At 67.8% G+C, this 16,179-nt stretch carries 14 protein-coding genes and 1 pseudogene; 5 read left to right on the forward strand and 10 right to left on the reverse strand.

Features of this window, described 5'->3' with window-relative positions; genetic code table 11:
* Positions 1-12 precede the first annotated feature (12 nt).
* Together pncB and pncA are read right to left on the reverse strand one after the other, a co-directional pair.
* A complete protein-coding gene (gene pncB / locus AC11WY_RS04575; protein ID WP_482923008.1) occupies positions 13-1,305 on the reverse strand; it encodes a nicotinate phosphoribosyltransferase in 1,293 nt (430 codons plus the stop codon).
* A gap of 1 nt (position 1,306) precedes the next feature.
* A complete protein-coding gene (gene pncA, locus AC11WY_RS04580; RefSeq protein ID WP_482923010.1) occupies positions 1,307-1,915 on the reverse strand; it encodes a bifunctional nicotinamidase/pyrazinamidase in 609 nt (202 codons plus the stop codon).
* A gap of 101 nt (positions 1,916-2,016) precedes the next feature.
* Here pncA and trhO point away from each other — a divergent pair.
* The 3 genes and pseudogenes from trhO to AC11WY_RS04595 all read left to right on the forward strand — a co-directional run.
* Positions 2,017-2,730 (forward strand): annotated as a pseudogene (gene trhO, locus AC11WY_RS04585) (oxygen-dependent tRNA uridine(34) hydroxylase TrhO); the annotation flags it as partial.
* A 145-nt stretch (positions 2,731-2,875) separates the two neighbouring features.
* Positions 2,876-3,478 (forward strand): DedA family protein, encoded by a 603-nt coding sequence (locus AC11WY_RS04590; RefSeq protein WP_482923012.1) that lies wholly within the window; start codon positions 2,876-2,878, stop codon positions 3,476-3,478.
* Positions 3,475-4,602: a hypothetical protein gene (locus tag AC11WY_RS04595; protein ID WP_482923014.1), complete on the forward strand. Its 1,128-nt coding sequence runs from the start codon at positions 3,475-3,477 to the stop codon at positions 4,600-4,602. Before AC11WY_RS04590 ends, AC11WY_RS04595 begins: the two co-directional genes overlap by 4 nt.
* Before the next feature lie 3 nt (positions 4,603-4,605).
* Here the strand turns inward: AC11WY_RS04595 and AC11WY_RS04600 are convergent, their stop codons facing one another.
* The 8 genes from AC11WY_RS04600 to dapE form a co-directional block, all read right to left on the reverse strand.
* Positions 4,606-6,018 carry an amidohydrolase gene (locus AC11WY_RS04600; RefSeq protein ID WP_482923016.1) on the reverse strand — a complete coding sequence of 471 codons (1,413 nt, stop codon included), beginning with the start codon at positions 6,016-6,018 and terminating at the stop codon, positions 4,606-4,608.
* Positions 6,019-6,077: 59 nt separating this feature from the next.
* Positions 6,078-7,955 (reverse strand): ferrous iron transporter B, encoded by a 1,878-nt coding sequence (feoB, locus tag AC11WY_RS04605; protein WP_482923018.1) that lies wholly within the window; start codon positions 7,953-7,955, stop codon positions 6,078-6,080.
* Positions 7,956-7,964: 9 nt separating this feature from the next.
* Positions 7,965-8,249 (reverse strand): FeoA family protein, encoded by a 285-nt coding sequence (locus tag AC11WY_RS04610; protein WP_482923020.1) that lies wholly within the window; start codon positions 8,247-8,249, stop codon positions 7,965-7,967.
* A gap of 218 nt (positions 8,250-8,467) precedes the next feature.
* Positions 8,468-9,079, reverse strand: a complete 612-nt coding sequence (locus AC11WY_RS04615) for a CDP-alcohol phosphatidyltransferase family protein (RefSeq protein WP_482923022.1) — start codon at positions 9,077-9,079, stop codon at positions 8,468-8,470.
* A gap of 3 nt (positions 9,080-9,082) precedes the next feature.
* On the reverse strand, positions 9,083-10,315 hold the full coding sequence (locus AC11WY_RS04620; protein WP_482923024.1) for a lytic murein transglycosylase: 1,233 nt from the start codon (positions 10,313-10,315) through the stop codon (positions 9,083-9,085).
* Positions 10,316-10,429: 114 nt separating this feature from the next.
* Complete coding sequence (gene rnr, locus AC11WY_RS04625; protein ID WP_482923026.1) at positions 10,430-12,685, reverse strand: ribonuclease R; 2,256 nt, start codon at positions 12,683-12,685, stop codon at positions 10,430-10,432.
* 51 nt (positions 12,686-12,736) lie between these two features.
* A complete protein-coding gene (locus AC11WY_RS04630) occupies positions 12,737-13,153 on the reverse strand; it encodes a GNAT family N-acetyltransferase (RefSeq protein WP_482923150.1) in 417 nt (138 codons plus the stop codon).
* 2 nt (positions 13,154-13,155) lie between these two features.
* Entirely contained in the window at positions 13,156-14,301 is a 1,146-nt protein-coding gene (gene dapE, locus AC11WY_RS04635; protein WP_482923028.1) for a succinyl-diaminopimelate desuccinylase, read from the reverse strand.
* Positions 14,302-14,617: 316 nt separating this feature from the next.
* Between dapE and AC11WY_RS04640 the strand changes: the two genes are divergently transcribed.
* Together AC11WY_RS04640 and AC11WY_RS04645 are read left to right on the forward strand one after the other, a co-directional pair.
* The gene (locus AC11WY_RS04640; protein WP_482923030.1) at positions 14,618-15,637 is read left to right on the forward strand and encodes a Hint domain-containing protein; all 1,020 of its coding nucleotides are present in this window, start codon (positions 14,618-14,620) and stop codon (positions 15,635-15,637) included.
* A 50-nt stretch (positions 15,638-15,687) separates the two neighbouring features.
* Positions 15,688-16,179: a creatininase family protein gene (locus tag AC11WY_RS04645; RefSeq protein ID WP_482923032.1), complete on the forward strand. Its 492-nt coding sequence runs from the start codon at positions 15,688-15,690 to the stop codon at positions 16,177-16,179.

The raw sequence follows: 16,179 nt of genomic DNA on the forward strand, positions 1-16,179 counted from the left end.
CCGCCGCGACGCTCAGACCACCACCTCCAGCGCGGTCTGCGCGCCCACGCCGAAGACCCGCTTGTAGCGTGCGATCTCGTCGGCCGGGCCCATCGCCTTGTTGGGGTTGTCCGACAGCTTCACCGTCGGCCGCCCGTTCGCCGAAACCGCCTTGCACACCAGGCTGAACGGCGCCAGCGCGTCGCCCGGCACCAGCCCGCGGAAGTCGTTGGTCAGCATCGTGCCCCAGCCAAAGCTGACCTTCACCCGCCCGGCAAAGCGGGCGTGCAATTCCTCGATCTTGGCCACGTCGAGCCCGTCGGAAAAGATCACCAGCTTCTGGCGCGGATCCTCGCCGCGGCTCTTCCACCAGCGGATCGCGATCTCCGCCCCGGTCGCAGGGTCGCCGGAATCGATGCGGATGCCGGTCCAAGTGCTCAGCCAGTCGGGTGCGCGGGTCAGGAAGCCTTCGGTGCCGTAGGTGTCGGGCAGGATGATGCGCAGGTTGCCCTCATGCTCCTCGTGCCAGTCGGCCAGCACCCGGTAGGGGGCCTGCGCCAGTTCGGCGTCGGTCTCGGCCAGCGCGGCGTAGACCATCGGCAATTCATGCGCATTGGTGCCGATCGCCTCGACCTCGCGGTGCATGGCGATCAGGCAGTTGGAGGTGCCGGTGAAGGCCGAGCCCAGCCCTTCCTCCAGGGCCTGCACGCACCAGTCCTGCCACAGAAAGGAATGCCGCCGCCTGGTGCCGAAATCGGCGATCTTCAACCCGTCGATCCGGCGCAGCCGCTCCACCTTCTCCCACAGCTTGGTCATCGCGCGGGCGTAAAGCACCTGCAGTTCGAACCGGCCGAAGCGGTTCAGCACGGCGCGGCTGCGCAGTTCCATCAGCACGGCCAGGGCGGGGATTTCCCACATCATGACCTCGGGCCACTTGCCCTCGAAGGTCAGTTCATACTGCCCGTCGCGCTTTTCGAGGTGATAGGGCGGCAGTTGCAACTGCTCGAACCATTCCATGAAATCGGGGCGGAACATCTGACGTTTGCCGTAGAAGGTGTTGCCGCGCAGGAAGGTGGATTCGCCCCGGCTCAGCCGCAGGGTGCGGATGTGGTCGAGTTGTTCGCGCAGCTCGCCCTCGTCCACCAGGTCCGCCAGCCGGATCGAGGTCGTGCGGTTGATCAGGCTGAAGGTCACGTTGGTGTCCGGCCGGTTGCGGAAGATGGACTGGCACATCAGCAGCTTGTAGAAATCCGTGTCGATCAGGGACCGCACGATCGGGTCGATCTTCCACTTGTGGTTATAGACGCGGGTGGCGATATCGACCATCTCAGGGCTCCATCACGATGCCGGCGTCCAGCATCGTGGCCTTGGCATCCTCCAGCGACCCGTTCAGGTCGATGGCGCGGCAGGCCCCTTCCAGCAGCACGACATCGAAGCCCAGGCGCGCGGCGTCGAGCGCGGAATAGGCCACGCAGAAATCGGTGGCGAGGCCGGCCAGCGTCAGACGGCTGACCCCGCGCGCGCGCAGATAGCCCTCCAGACCGGTGGGCGTGGTGCGGTCGTTCTCGAAGAACGCGGAATAGCTGTCGATCGCGGGCCGGAACCCCTTGCGCAGGATCAGGTCAGCCGGATCGGTGCGCAGATCGGGGTGGAACGCGGCCCCGTCGGTGCCTTGCACGCAATGGGTCGGCCAAAGCACCTGCGGGCCATAGGGCATCCGGGTCTGCGAAAAGGGCACGGCGCCGGGATGGTTGGCGGCGAACGAGGCGTGGTTGGCCGGGTGCCAGTCCTGCGTCAGCACCTTCACGGCGAACTCGTCCATCACCGCGTTGATGCGCGGGATGATCGCGTTGCCATCGGCCACCGCCAGGGCACCGCCGGGGCAGAAATCGTTCTGCACGTCGATCACGATCAGGGCTTCGGTCGCGGGGCGCATGGCGTCCTCCTGTTCTATCTTCCTGTGGGTAAGTGGCGAGGGGGCGTGCGTCAATGCCCCGACGGTTGCACCGGCGCGGCGACGGGATTAATCAGGCCGCCATGCTGATCGTTGCCGCCCTCTACCGTTTCACCCGTTTCGACGACCCCGCCGCGCTGGCCGGGCCGCTGCGCACCGTTTGCGAGGCCTCGGGCGTGAAAGGCACGCTGATCCTGGCACCCGAGGGCATCAACGGCACCATCGCCGGGCTGCGGGCGGGGATCGACGCGGTTCTGGCGCATATCCGCGCGCTGCCGGGCTGTGCCGATATCGCCCCGCGCGAGAGTGCTGCGGCCGAGATGCCGTTCGGCCGCCTGAAGGTGCGGCTGAAACCGGAAATAGTGACCCTGGGCCAGCCCGGCGTGGACCCGCAGACGGGCACCGGGGCCTATGTGACGCCCGCAGCATGGAATGCGCTGATCGCCGCGCCCGATGTGGCGGTGATCGACACCCGCAACGGCTACGAGGTTGCGGTGGGCAGCTTTGCGGGCGCCATCGACCCGGGCACCGCCCGCTTTCGCGACTTTCCGGCCTGGTGGCAGGCGAACCGCGACCGCTTCGCGGGCAAGCGCATCGCGATGTTCTGCACCGGCGGCATCCGTTGCGAGAAGTCGACCAACTACCTGATCGGGCAGGGTGTCGAGGGGGTTTATCACCTCAAGGGCGGCATTCTGGGCTATCTCGACGCCGTGCCGCCGGATCAAAGCCTGTGGCGCGGCACCTGTTTCGTGTTCGACGAACGCGGTGGCCTTGGTCATGGTCTTGTGCCCGAACCGGCGTGACGGCCCGCAGACTTGCCGCGTGACCCCCTCTCGCCTATAAGCCTCGCGACCGCAGCGGCGGGAACGGACAGGGCATGGGCATGGGCGCGACGCCAGAGAAATCAGTGAACTCGGCGCCCCGGTCGATGCGCGAGGCATCATGTCGGCGCTGACCCAGGATCTGACATTACTGGTTGAAGGCACCCAGAACCCGCTTTTGGTCTTTCTCGGCATCGTGCTGTGCAGCTTCGTCCTGGAAGACGCCGCCGCCGTGCTGGCGGCGCTGGCGGTGGCTGGTGGTCACGCCTCCCTCCCGGTCGCGCTGGGCAGCCTGTTCGTCGGCATCGCCGCGGGCGACATGGGGCTGTTTGCCGCGGGCCGGTTCGCCGCCCGCCACCCCTGGGCGCAGCGCTGGATCGCAACCGACCGCGCCAAGGGCATGCAGGAGTGGCTGAACACGCGCCTGATCGCGGCCGTGATCTCGGTCCGGTTCCTGCCGGGGGCGCGTCTTCCCACCTACACCGCCTGCGGATTTCTCGGAATGCCGTTTATCCGCTTTGCCTTGGCGGTGATCGCCGCTACGCTTATATGGACTTCACTGTTGTTCACCTTCGCGCTTGGGGCGGGTAACGTGATCATGACGCATTTCGGACCCTGGCGTTGGCCTGTCGGCATCGCGATGGCAGTCGCGTTCCTCGGCGCAAGCCAATACATCGCGCGCCGTCAGGCACGCCGCATCAGTGGCAAGGACAGCCCCAAATGACCCTGGCCGACCTTGATCCGCGCCTCCGCCTGCGCCGCTGGCTTGACAAAGACCGGCCGGGTGACGCGGCGTTTTCGGCCTTCGAACTGTGGCCCGCGCGGTTCTTCTACATCCCGATGGTGATCCAGTGGGCGGCGCTGGCGCTGCGCTACCGCAGTCTGACGCTGCCGACGCTGGCCAATCCGGGGATGCAGGCGGGCGGTCTGGTGGGCGAATCCAAGTTCGAAATCCTCTCGCAGCTTGGGCGCGAGGGCAACAAATGGGTCGCGCCCTATACGAGCTTCACGGTCGGGAACGCGTCGGGCGCGCCCTCGGCCGATCTGCCGCAGGCGCTGGCCGCACTGGAGACGGCGGGGATCGAGTTTCCCTTCGTCGCCAAGCCCGACATCGGCTGCCGTGGTGCCGGGGTGCGGATCATCCGCACTGTCGCCGATCTTGACCACTACCTGACCAACTTCCCGCGCCGCGAGCGGATCATCTTCCAGCGCCTGATCACCGCCAAAAGCGAGGCGGGCGTGTTCTACATCCGCGCCCCCGGCGAGGCGAAGGGCCGCATCGTCTCGGTCACGCTGAAGCTGTTCCCCGAGGTCGTGGGCGATGGCAGGATGACGCTGGAACAACTGATCCTTGCCGACCCGCGCGCCGGCAAGATCAAGGATATCTACCTCGCCCGCCACGGCGCCCAGAAGGACCGGGTGCTGGACAAGGGCGAGATCTTCCCGCTGGTCTTCACCGGCAACCATTGCCGCGGCGCGATCTTTCAGGACGGCCGGTCCCAGATCACGCCCGAGATGGAGGCGCGCTTCGACGCCATTTCGCAGGGGATGCCGGAATTCTACTTCGGCCGCTTCGACGTGCGCTATGACAGCCTCGACGACCTGCGGGCGGGCCGTAATTTCTGGCTGATCGAGGTCAATGGCGCGGGCAGCGAGGCGACCCATATCTGGGACAAGACCACCAAACTGCGCGACGCCTACGATTTCCTGTTCTTCCAGCAGCGCACGCTGTTTGAATTCGGCGCCGCGAACCGGGCGCGGGGCTTTTCGTCGGTCAATGCCTTCCGGCTGCTGGGGCTGGCGATGAAGCAGGCCCGGCTGGGCCGGGCCTACCTCGAGTCGAGTTGACTCTCAGACGCGCGGCCGCACCGGCGGCATCACATCGTTCGGCATCGGGCAGACGTAGGGCGTTGCCGCCATCCGTTTGGCATGTTCCGCCTGTGCCGCCGCCAGCAGGTCGGCGCGCTCGAACAGGGTCCGTGCCGTCGTCGCCATGATCTTGGCCGCGTGCTCCATGCCCTTCAGCGCCGCAGGGGCCTTGCCCTGCGCCGTCAACTGCCAGGTGTGAAATGGCGTGCCCACCGCGCAGGTCGCCACCCGCGCCTGCACCGTCGGCACCGCCCAACTGACATCGCCGACGTCGGTCGAGCCCTCGGCCCCCATATGCGGGCGGTCGAGCGGCGCCACGCTTTCGGCCAACGCCAGCCCCATATCGGTCGCCATCCCCATGCGGCGGAAGCTGGCCTCGATGTGCTGCGGGGTCAGCGTTGCCTGAATCGCGCGGGCAAAGTCGCGGTCGTCGTCATCGAAGGCCGGGCCGCCCAGCCGGTCGAACGCGGCCTGCATGGTTTCCTCCATTACCCGGTTGCCGGTGATGTTGGACACGCCCGACACCACGCGACGGTCGACCCGGGTTTCGGTCATCAGGCAGGCGCCCTCGGCGATCTTGTCGACCCGCGCCACCAGTTCGCGCAGGCCGGGCAGGTCGCGGGCACGGACCAGTTGCCGCACGGTCGCCCTGGCCTGCACCACGTTCGGCGCCACCCCGCCCGCGTCAAGGTAGGCGTAGTGGATGCGGGCATCGTCGGGCATGTGTTCGCGCATGTAGTTGACGCCGACGTTCATCAGCTCCACCGCATCGAGCGCCGAGCGCCCCAGTTCGGGTGCTGCGGCGGCGTGCGAGGCGCGGCCGTGGAAGGTGTAGTCGATCCGCGTATTGGCCAGCGAGAAGGGCGCATCGACCCCGTTCAGGCTCGCCGGATGCCAGGTGATCGCGGCGGCGACGTCATCGAACAACCCCGCGCGCACCATGAAGGTCTTTGCCGCGCCGCCCTCTTCCGCCGGGCAGCCGTAGTAGCGCACGCGGCCGGGCAGCCCGGTTTCCTTCAGCCAGTCCGCCAAAGCCGCCGCCGCCATCATCGCGGCCGATCCCAGCAGGTTGTGCCCGCAGCCGTGGCCGGGTCCGCCGGTGGGCCGCTCTTCTGCCACGCCGGGCTCCTGCCCCAGTTCCGGCAGCGCGTCGTATTCGCCCAGGATGGCGATCACCGGCCCGCCCTCGCCCCATTCGCCCATCACGGCGGTGGGGATGCCTGCGAGCGTCCGGGTGACCCGCGCACCTTCCGCGCGCAACTGGTCCTCATGCGCGTCGGCCGAGGCGTATTCGGTATAGGCAATCTCGGGCGTGTCGAAGACGCGGTTGGCAAGGTCGCGGTATGCGGCGCGCCGGTCTTCGACCAGATCCCAGATCCTGTCGCTGTTCTTCATGGCAGACTCCCCGGTTGATGGCGGAGAGTGGCGCGGAATGGCGGCAGGTTCCAGACCCCTCAGCCCGCGCCCAGCAGCACCGCGATCTGATAGGTGGCGAAGGCGGTCACATAGGCCAGCGCCAGCATGTAGAAGAAGGTGACCCACATCCACTTCGCGCCGCCCGTCTCGCGCTTGATGACGGCAAGGGTGGAGGCGCATTGCGGCGCGAAAATGTACCAGGCGAGCAGCGACAGCGCGGTGGCCAGGCTCCATTGCTGCGCCAGAACGTGGCCGATCGCCTCGTCGTTGCCGCCCTGGATGGCGTAGACGGTGCCAAGCGCCGCCACCGCCACCTCGCGCGCGGCCATGCCGGGCACCAGCGCGATGCTGATCTGCCAGTTGAAGCCGATCGGGGCCAGCAGCGGCTCGATCACTTTCCCGATCATCGCGGCGAAGCTGTAGAAGATGCCGGGCTCGGTCGCGTTTGCGGGCGGTCTCGGGAAGGTCGCCAGCACCCAGATCACCACCATCATCGAAAAGATCGTGGTGCCGGCCCGCTTCAGGAACACCCGCACCCGCGTCATCAACCCGATGGCGATGCTGTTGAAGCGCGGCATCTTGTAGTCGGGCAGATCGAGCATGAACGGCGGCGTGGGATCCTTGCGCCAGAACAGGAACTTGGCCACGAACGACACGCCCAGCGCCGCCGCGATGCCAGCCACATAAAGGCCGAACATCACGAGGCCCTGAAGGCTGAACACCCCGCCCACCGTCTTTTCCGGAATGAAGGCGCCGATGATCAGGGTGTAAACCGGGATGCGCGCCGAACAGGTCATCAGCGGGGCAACAAGGATCGTCGTCAACCGGTCGCGCCGGTTGTCGATCACGCGCGCCGCCATGATGCCGGGAATCGCGCAGGCAAAGCTGGACAGCAGCGGGATGAAGGCGCGGCCATGCAGCCCTGCGCCGCCCATGATGCGATCCATCAGGAAGGCCGCGCGGGCCATGTAGCCAAGGTCTTCCAACAGGAGGATGAACAGGAACAGGATCAGGATCTGTGGCAGGAACACGATTACGCTGCCCACGCCCGAGATCACGCCATCGACCAGGAAGCTTTGCAACAGCCCGGCTGGCACAATCTCGCGGGTCATCACGCCGACCCAGTCGAAGCCGGCCGAGATCAGGTCCATCACCGGTTGCGCCCAAGTGAAGACGGCCTGGAACATGATGAACAACAGCGCCAGCAGAACCACCAGCCCCGCCACCGGATGCAGCAGCACCGCGTCGATCCGCGTCGTCACGGTGTCGGGCTTGGCCGGATGGTGCACGGCCAGCGCCACCAGCCGGTCCGCCTCGCGCTGCGCCACACGCAGGTCGCCCGCGCTCGGCTCTTGCCAGACGCTTGGGGTGGAAAGCGCGATACCCGCGTCCAGCATCGTGTCGATGCGGGCCCAAAGCGCCTCCATCCCCGCCTTGCGCACTGCGGTCGCGACGACGACGGGCACGCCCAGACCCTGTTCCAGCACATCCGTGTCGATCTCGATCCCGCGCCAGCGGGCGATGTCGATCATGTTCAGCACCAGCAGGATCGGGCGGCCGACCGACTTCAGCTCAATCACCAGTCGCAGGGCGGACCGCATGTTGGTGGCATCGGCGACAGCGATCAGCAGGTCTGGCTTGGGCTCGCCCGCGCGGCGCCCCATCACCACATCGCGGGTGACTTCCTCATCCGGGCTGCGGGCGCGCAGCGAATAGGTGCCCGGCAGGTCGACCACATCGACCCGACGCCCGCCCGGCGTGCGGGCGGTGCCGGTCTTGCGCTCGACGGTGACGCCGGAATAGTTGCCGACCTTCTGGCGGCTGCCGGTCAGCGCGTTGAACAGCGCCGTCTTGCCACAGTTGGGCACCCCCACCAGCGCAAAGCGCGCGGTGGCCACGTCGACGAAATCTTCCATGTCCGTTCCCTAGAAAGCGTGAATTGCCATCGCTTCGCGTCGCCGCAGCGCGACGGTGGAGCCGTTCACCCGGACCGCGATCGGGTCGCGGCCAAAGAAGCCCTCATGCAGGATATGCACCGTGGCCCCTTCCACGAACCCCAGCTCGATCAAGCGGCGCTCGATTTCATGCGGCGACAGGCTCGATGGGGCATCACCCACCACGATGCGCTCGATGCAGCCGCGAAAGCCCTTCGCGCAGAGGCCAAGGGGGGTGGTCTGCCGCGTCACCGGCTCGTCCGTCAAATCCCGCATGATCTGCCCCTATTGGTTCGTCACCGCGTGAGGGCGGCCGACTCTTGGCCATTTCCCTGCGCTCCTGCCTCTTGATAGGAAAAGTCGACTATATTAGTCAAGCATTATCCGAGCCCGAGGATTTCGCGTCTTTTCCACCTCGCAACGGCAGCGGCATGGCAACGCTTGCCCGATCGCGGTCCGCCAGCAAGGCGCCCCGACAAGCCCCGGACCCCGGATCACGCGATCCCGAATCTCCGCCGGGCCGCCAACACACGTTGCACGGCTGTGACGAAGCAAAGCGCCCCGAACACCCAAGCGAGCGGCGCGAAGGCGCTTGGCCAGAGGCAGAGGAGGGCCAGGAACAGGATCGTCTCGGTCCCTTCCAGCAACCCGCCCGAAAAGTAGAGCGATTTCGCGCCGCGCGCCGCGGTGGTCAGGCCTCGCCGCTCGGCCAGGATCGCGTAGCCAAGGAAGGTCGCGCCGTTGACGTAAAAGCTGCACAGCAGGAAGGCGCCGGCCGCGCCATTTCTCGCAGGGTCGGCAAGCACGAAGGCCAGCGGAACCGCGCCGTAGAACAGGAAGTCGGCGCTGATGTCGAGGTAGCCGCCGAAATCCGACGGCCTGCCCGCCCGCGCCACCGCCCCGTCAAGCCCGTCGGCCAGGCGCGAGAGCAGAAGCGGCACCAGCGCCAGCCCCGGATGGCCCAGCGCGATCAGCGCCGCCGCCTGAAGGCCGACGCCCAGACCAGCCAGCGTGACCACATTGGCCTTGAACCCGCGCGCCGCCAGCCCGCGCCCCAGCACCGCCAGGGTCGGGTCGATCACGCGGCGCAGGCTGGCATCCAGCATCGCTCAGCGCAGATGCTTGAGCACGTCGAGCGAGGCGTAACCGTCCGGCACCATTCCGATGGAGCGTTGGTAGGCCCGCACCGCCGCGATGGTGTTCGGCCCGATCATCCCGTCGCTGCCATGTGTGTCGAACCCGGCCGCGGTCAGCTTGCCCTGCATCTCGATGCGCTCGGCGAAGTTGAGCGCCCGGTCATCGCGCGGCCAGTCGGCCACAAGGGCGGGGCCGCCCGCGATCCGATCGGCAAGGATGCCGACGCCAAGCACATAGGCATCGGCGGTGTTGTAGCGCCCGATCACATCAAAGTTGCGAAAGATCAGGAAGGCCGCCCCGCGCGCCCCCGCAGGCAGCAGCACCTCGGCGTTGCCTTGATCCGGCAGGCGGCCGCCCTGCGCGGGTTGCACCCCGAGCGCCGCCCATTGCGCGACCGTCCTCACCACCCGGTGCCCGGTCGCGGCATAGTCGAAACCGCGCGGCAGCGTCACCTCCAGGCCCCAGGGCGCACCCTTCTGCCAGCCCGCGTGCGCCAGATAGGCCGCGGTGGATGCCAGCGCATCGGTCGGGTCGTCCGACCAGATGTCGCGCTTGCCGTCGCCGCGGAAATCGACCGCGAAGGCCAGGTAGGACGACGGGATGAACTGCGTGTGCCCCATCGCCCCGGCCCAGGACCCGGTCATGTCGGCCGGGGCCACATCGCCGTGCTGGATGATCTTCAGCGCGTCGATCAGCTGCCCCTCGAAGAACCGGCCACGCCGCCCCTCGAACGCCAGCGTCGCCAGCGCCGAGATCAGCGGGGTATCGCCGCGATGGCTGCCGTAAGAACTCTCCATGCCCCAGATCGCCACCACGATCTTGCGGTCAACGCCATAGCGCGCCTCGATCTGCGACAAGAGCCCCGCATACTTCCGCAGCGCTTCCTTGCCGTTGGCGATGCGGGTGTCAGAGGTCGCACTGTCGAGGTAGTCCCAGATCGGCTTGGTGAATTCGCTCTGGTTGCGGTCCTTGTCCAGCACGTCCGGCAGCAGGTGGGCGTTCTGGAAGGCCGCGTCGAAGACCTGCGGCCGGATGCCCGCCGCCAGCGCGCGGTGGCGGAAGCCGTCGATCCAGATCTGGAAACTGCGGTTGGCGGGCATCGGCGCGGACTCGGTTGTGGCGGCTTGGGCGGCGCTTGGCACCAGCGCAGGCGATGTGACCAGAACGGCCCCGGCCATGCCGAGTGTCTTGAGGATATGTCGCATGGCCCGCTGCCTCATCTGTCTGCCCGGCCACTGCGGGCCGGTTTGCGTCTGGCCCGAGTGTAGCGCGAATGCCCCCGCGCCGAAAGCGCCGCAGCGGCGATCGGCAGACCCCCGCTAGCGGCGCGTGCGCTGGACCTTGCGCTGCACCTTGGCGGCACGCGCCTTGGCCGGGCCCGGCTTGCGGGCGAACCGCCGCCCCTTGGCCGAGGCCCCGCCCGGCATGGCGCGGTCTTCCACCGCTAGCAGTTCCAGCATCAGCCCGCCGGTGGTCGGCACCGCCTCGGCCAACCGCACGGTGACGCGCTGGCCAAGGCTGAGCGTCAGCCCGGTTTCCGACCCCATCAGGGTCTGTGTCACCGGATCGTAGTGAAAGAACTCGCGCCCCAGCGACCGGATCGGAATCAGCCCGTCCGCCCCGGTCTCTGCCAGCTTCACGAACAGCCCGAACCGGGTCACACCCGAGATGCGGCCGGCGAATTCCGCGCCGATCCGGTCCGACAGGTAGGCGGCAAGGTAACGGTCAGTGGTATCGCGTTCGGCCGCCATGCTGCGGCGTTCGGTGTCGCTGATCTGCTGGGCGGTTTCTTCCAGCATCTCGATGTCTTGCGGCGACAGGCCGTCCTTGCCCCAGCCATGCCCCAGGATCAAGGCGCGGTGCACGATCAGGTCGGCATAGCGGCGGATGGGCGAGGTGAAATGGGCGTAGCTTTTCAGCGCGAGGCCAAAATGGCCGAAGTTCTCGGGGTGGTAATAGGCCTGCGGCATCGAGCGCAGCGTGGTCACGTTCATCAACTCGTCGAAATCGCCACCCGCCGCCTGTGCCAGCAACCGGTTCAGATGCGCGGTCTTCAGCACCTGCCCCTTGGCGAGGGTGAACCCCGAGGCTTCCGCTACCTCGCGCAGCGCGTCGAGCTTTTCGGGGCTCGGCTCCTCATGCACGCGGAACAACAGCGGGCGGCGCAGGCGGGTCAGGTCCTCGGCGGCGGCGACGTTGGCCAGCACCATGAACTCCTCGATCAGCCGGTGCGCATCAAGCCGCTCGCGGAAGGCGACCGAAGCGACCTTGCCATCGTCCGACAGCACGATCCGCCGCTCGGGCAGGTCAAGCTCCAGTGGCTGACGTTCCACGCGCGCCAGTTTCAGCGCCTCGTAGGCGGCGTAAAGCGGCGCGATCACTTCGGGCAGCAGGTCGGCCGTGCGGTCGTTCGGGGTGCCATCCTGTGCCGCCTGTGCTTCCTCGTAGGTCAGCGAGGCGGCCGATTGCATCAGCCCGCGCGTGAAGCGGTGCGACAGCTTGTGGCCGGTCGCGTCGATCTTCATGCGCACCGCAAGGCAGGCCCGCGCCACGCCCTCATGCAGGCTGCACAGGTCGCCCGACAGCCGATCCGGCAGCATCGGCACCACGCGGTCGGGGAAATAGCTGGAGTTTCCACGCTTGCGGGCCTCACGGTCCAGTGCGGAGCCGGGGGTGACGTAATGCGCCACATCGGCGATCGCGACCCAAAGGATATGGCCGCCGGGGTTGCCCGCGTCGTCATCGGCATGGGCGAAAACCGCATCGTCATGGTCGCGTGCGTCCGAGGGGTCGATGGTGACCAGCGGCAGGTGGCGCAGGTCTTCGCGGTCGTCCAGGCCCGCGGGCGCCATCGCGTCGGCCTCGGCAATCACCGCGTCGGGGAAATCGTCGGGGATACCGTGCTGATGGATCGCGATCAGGCTGACCGCTTTCGGCGCCGAGGGGTCGCCCAGCACCTCGGTCACCCGCGCTTGCGGCAGGCCCATCCGCGCGCGGTTGCCGACCTGTTCGGCCTCCACCAGTTCGCCATCCTTGGCGCCATGCGTCGCGTCGGCGGCAACGCTCCAATCCTTGTCGGCGCCCTTGTCGATCGGTGCGATGCGGCCGCCCTCGGTTTCCTTGCGGAAGATGCCGATGATCTTGTGCGGCGCGATGCCGATCTTGCGGATCAGGCGCGCCTCATAGGCGTGATCCTGGCCGGTCACCGGGTTGAGGCGGGCAAGGATACGCTCACCCTCTGCCACCGGGGCGTCAGCCTTGCGCCCCAGGAACAGGATGCGCGGGGCGGGGCCGCGCCCCTCCCACTCCAGCGGTTTGGCGAACTGGTCGCCCTGCGCATCGGCGGGCAGGATCAGCAGCACCGAGACCGGCGGCAGGCTGTCAGGGTCGCGGTAGGTGCGGTGACGGCGTTCCACGGTGCCGTCCTGCTCCAGGTCCTTCAGCAGCCGCTTCAGTTCGATCCGCGCGGGGCTGCCCTTGATGCCGAACGCCCGCGCGATGTCGCGCTTGGCGGCGGCGCCGGGGTTGTCGGCGATCCAGGCAAGAAGGGCGGCTTTTGACGGGAGATGATCCATGTGTCGTCCCTAGCATGGGCCGGGGCAGGCGTCATCGGGAAAAGCCCCCTGTCAGAGCCGCATCACCATGTCGAGATGGGGAATTCCGGCGTCGTCATAGACCGCGCCGACCGGCGTGAAGCCGAGCTTTTCGTAGAAGCCCTGCGCATGGACCTGCGCGCCCAACTTCACCGTTTCGATGCCGCCGCGGGCCCGAAACGTCACTATCCCGGCCCGAATGAGCGCCGCACCAAGGCCGGTGCCCCGGCATTCGGCCAGCACGCAGACGCGGCCGACCTTGCCAATGGTGCCATAGGTCAGCAGCCGGGCGGTGCCGACCGGGCGGCCCGCGTCACTGGCCAGCAGGTGGAGCGCCAGATCGTCCAGATCGTCCACCTCGTCGGCCTCGCTGACGCCCTGTTCCTCGATGAATACGATCCGGCGCAGGGCGCGGCAGGCGGCGACGTCGCGCGTCTCGGCAATGGTCACGGTCATGCGAAATAATCCCGCAGGATCCGGCTGTAGATCGCCTTCAGTTGCACGATCTGTTCCACCGGCACCCGTTCATCGACCTGGTGCATGGTCTTGCCGACCAGCCCGAATTCCACCACCGGGCAATGATCCTTGATGAAGCGCGCATCCGAGGTGCCGCCCGAGGTCGAAAGCGCGGGCTTTACCCCGGTTTCAGCCTGCACAGAGCCTGCAACCAGCCGTGACAATTCGCCCGGCGGGGTCAGGAAGCTTTCACCCGAGATCTGGGCCGTCACCCCGATCGCCGCGCCGGTTTCGGCCTGCACCTTGTCCGCCTCGGCCTTCAGCCAGGCGGTCAGGCTGGCACCGGAATGGGTGTCGTTGAAGCGGATGTTGACGGTTCCCCGGCATTCGGCCGGGATCACGTTCGTGGCGGTATTGCCGGTGTCGATGGTGGTGATCGCCAGCGTCGATGCGTCGAAATGGTCGGTGCCGCTGTCCAGCTCGTGGCTCGCCAGGCGGTCCATCAGCCGCACCATCGCGGTGACCGGGTTCTTCGCCCGGTGCGGATAGGCCGAATGCCCCTGCACCCCTCGCACCGTGAAATGGGCTGTCATGGAGCCTCTTCGGCCGATCTTCATCATCTCGCCCATCAGGGTCGGGCAGGTCGGCTCCCCGACCAGGCAGGCCGTCATCCGCTCGCCCTGCGTGGCCATCCAGTCCAGCAGCGCCACGGTGCCGTCGCGCGCGTCACCCTCTTCGTCGCCGGTGATCGCCAGGATCACGGCGCCGTCAGGCGGCGTCTCGCGCACGAAGTCGATGGCGGCGGCGGCGAAGGCGGCCACACCGGTTTTCATGTCGGTCGCGCCGCGCCCCCAGAGCACGCCGCCCTCGATTTCGCCGCCAAAGGGGTCATGGGTCCAGGCCGCCGCGTCACCGACCGGCACCACGTCGGTGTGGCCGTTGAACCCAAAGCTGCGGTTGGCCCCGCGCTGGCCCCAGCGCGCGTAAAGGTTGGCGATGCCGCCGCGATCGACGCGCCAGGTCTGGAACCCCGCTGCGGTCAGCACACGGTCCAGCAGGGCGATCGCGCCGCCTTCCGCAGGGGTGACGGAGGGGCAGCGGATCAGGTCGGCGCTCAGCGCGACGGGGTCGACGGGGGGCATTCGAGGGCTCCTGCAAGGCTCCGCAAAGGGTTAGCGCCGCCGACCGGGCTTTGCAATTCGGCGCGGACCTGTGGCGGAAGCGTCACCCGGGCGAGGGCCTTGCGGCACCCGTCAGCAAATCCTGTCGCCTTTTGAAAACCTTATGGCTACACATTGGTGTTACCAATCGCCCCGACAGAGGGCAGAACCGGGACGAGGCCCCGGGTGAGCAGATGAAACCGAACGAACGCAATGGCATCGTTGGCCGATGCCTTTTCTTGGGCTGTCGCGAAGGGCGTGTCCCGGCGCTGTCGCACGCGCTTGCGCGGTGGCGGCCATGACCGACTGGATTGCCCTGACCGGCCCGGCCACGGGCGGGCGCGGCGTTGCGCCGGTCCTGCCGGGGCAGGGCCTGATCGACCGTGGCACGCTCTACTTCGACCTTGCGCTCGACCGAAAACAAACGGGCGAGCAGACGTTGATCGACTATGCCGAGCAGCGCGGATGGGCGCGCGGACTATCGCTGCACCTCGATGCCGAGCGGGGTGTGCGCCTGCGACAACGTCAGGGTGGCAGCCACTACGCGCTCGACCTTGCCTGCCGGGTTCCGGCGGACCGGCGGCGGCTGCGCCTGGCCTATGCCTGGGCCGCGCCCGACCGACGCTGCCGCCTGACGCTGGAAACCGCGGCGGGCGAGGCTCTGGCGATGGTGGACGGATTCGGCCCTTTGCCGCTGCCCTCCGAGGATGTTCCCGCGTTGTTTGGCGCTTCGGCTGCGGCCGGGCTGCATCCGTCGGTGCAATGGATGGGCCTTGCCTGCGGGCCGGTGCCGGGGGGCATGGGCGCGGCGCTTGGTGCGGGCAGTTTCGTGCTGACGCCCGCGGGCCCGGTGCGGGCCGACCGGCTCAAGGTGGGCGACAGGATCGTGACGGCCGATCATGGCGCGCTGCCTGTGCGCTGGCTGCGCGCGCAGACGATGCCGGGGTTCGGCAGTCTGACGCCGGTGCGCCTGCGAGCGCCCTACTTCGGGGCGCGCGCCGATCTGGTGGTGGCGCCGAACGCCCATGTGCTGATGCGTGGCGCCGAGGTGGAGTATCTTTTCGGCGAGGACGAGGTGCTGGTGCAGGCCCGCCTGCTGACCGGCGGCAGCCTTGCCATGCCCGAGACCCGGCGCCCGCTGGTCGGCTTTGTCGCGCTCGGGTTCGAGCGGCACGAGGTCATCTTCGTTGATGGCTGCGGGGTGGCCACCGTGCCGCTGGGACCGAAGATGCGGTTGGCGCGGCGGGTGTTGCAGGGCTACGAGGTGGTGCCGCTGCTGGCGATGCGCGACCGGGCCCGCAATCCCGCAGTGGCTTGATTTGCGGCGCGAACCGCCTCACCCTTCGCAGGAACTGCCCGGAGGGAACGATGCGCGTCGCCGAGATGAACTGGTCCATGGTCGAGTCGCGCGCAGCGGTTGATGACCGTCGCGTGCTGCCGATCGGCAGCGTCGAACAACATGCCCGTCTGAGCCTGTGCGCCGACATGATCCTGGCCGAGCGGGTGGCGCTGGAGGCCGCCGAACCGCTGGGGGTGCCGGTGTTTCCGGTGTTGCCCTATGGCCTCGTGGCGGGGTTCGCAGCCTATCCGGGCACCGTCACCTTGCGGCTGTCGACCTATGTCGGGCTGATCGAGGATATGCTCGACAGTCTCTATCGCAGCGGTTTCCGGCGGATTCTGGTGGTCAACAGGCATGGCGGCAACAGCCCGGCGCTGACCGTGATCGGCGAGTGGCTGAATGACCATGCCGGGGAATCGGCCAAGATGCACGACTGGTGGCGGGCGCCGAAGACCTGGGCAAGGGTGCAGGCGATTGATCCGGCCGCCAGTCATGCCTCTTGGATGGAGAATTCTCCCTAG

Source organism: Solirhodobacter sp. (assembly GCF_964715405.1).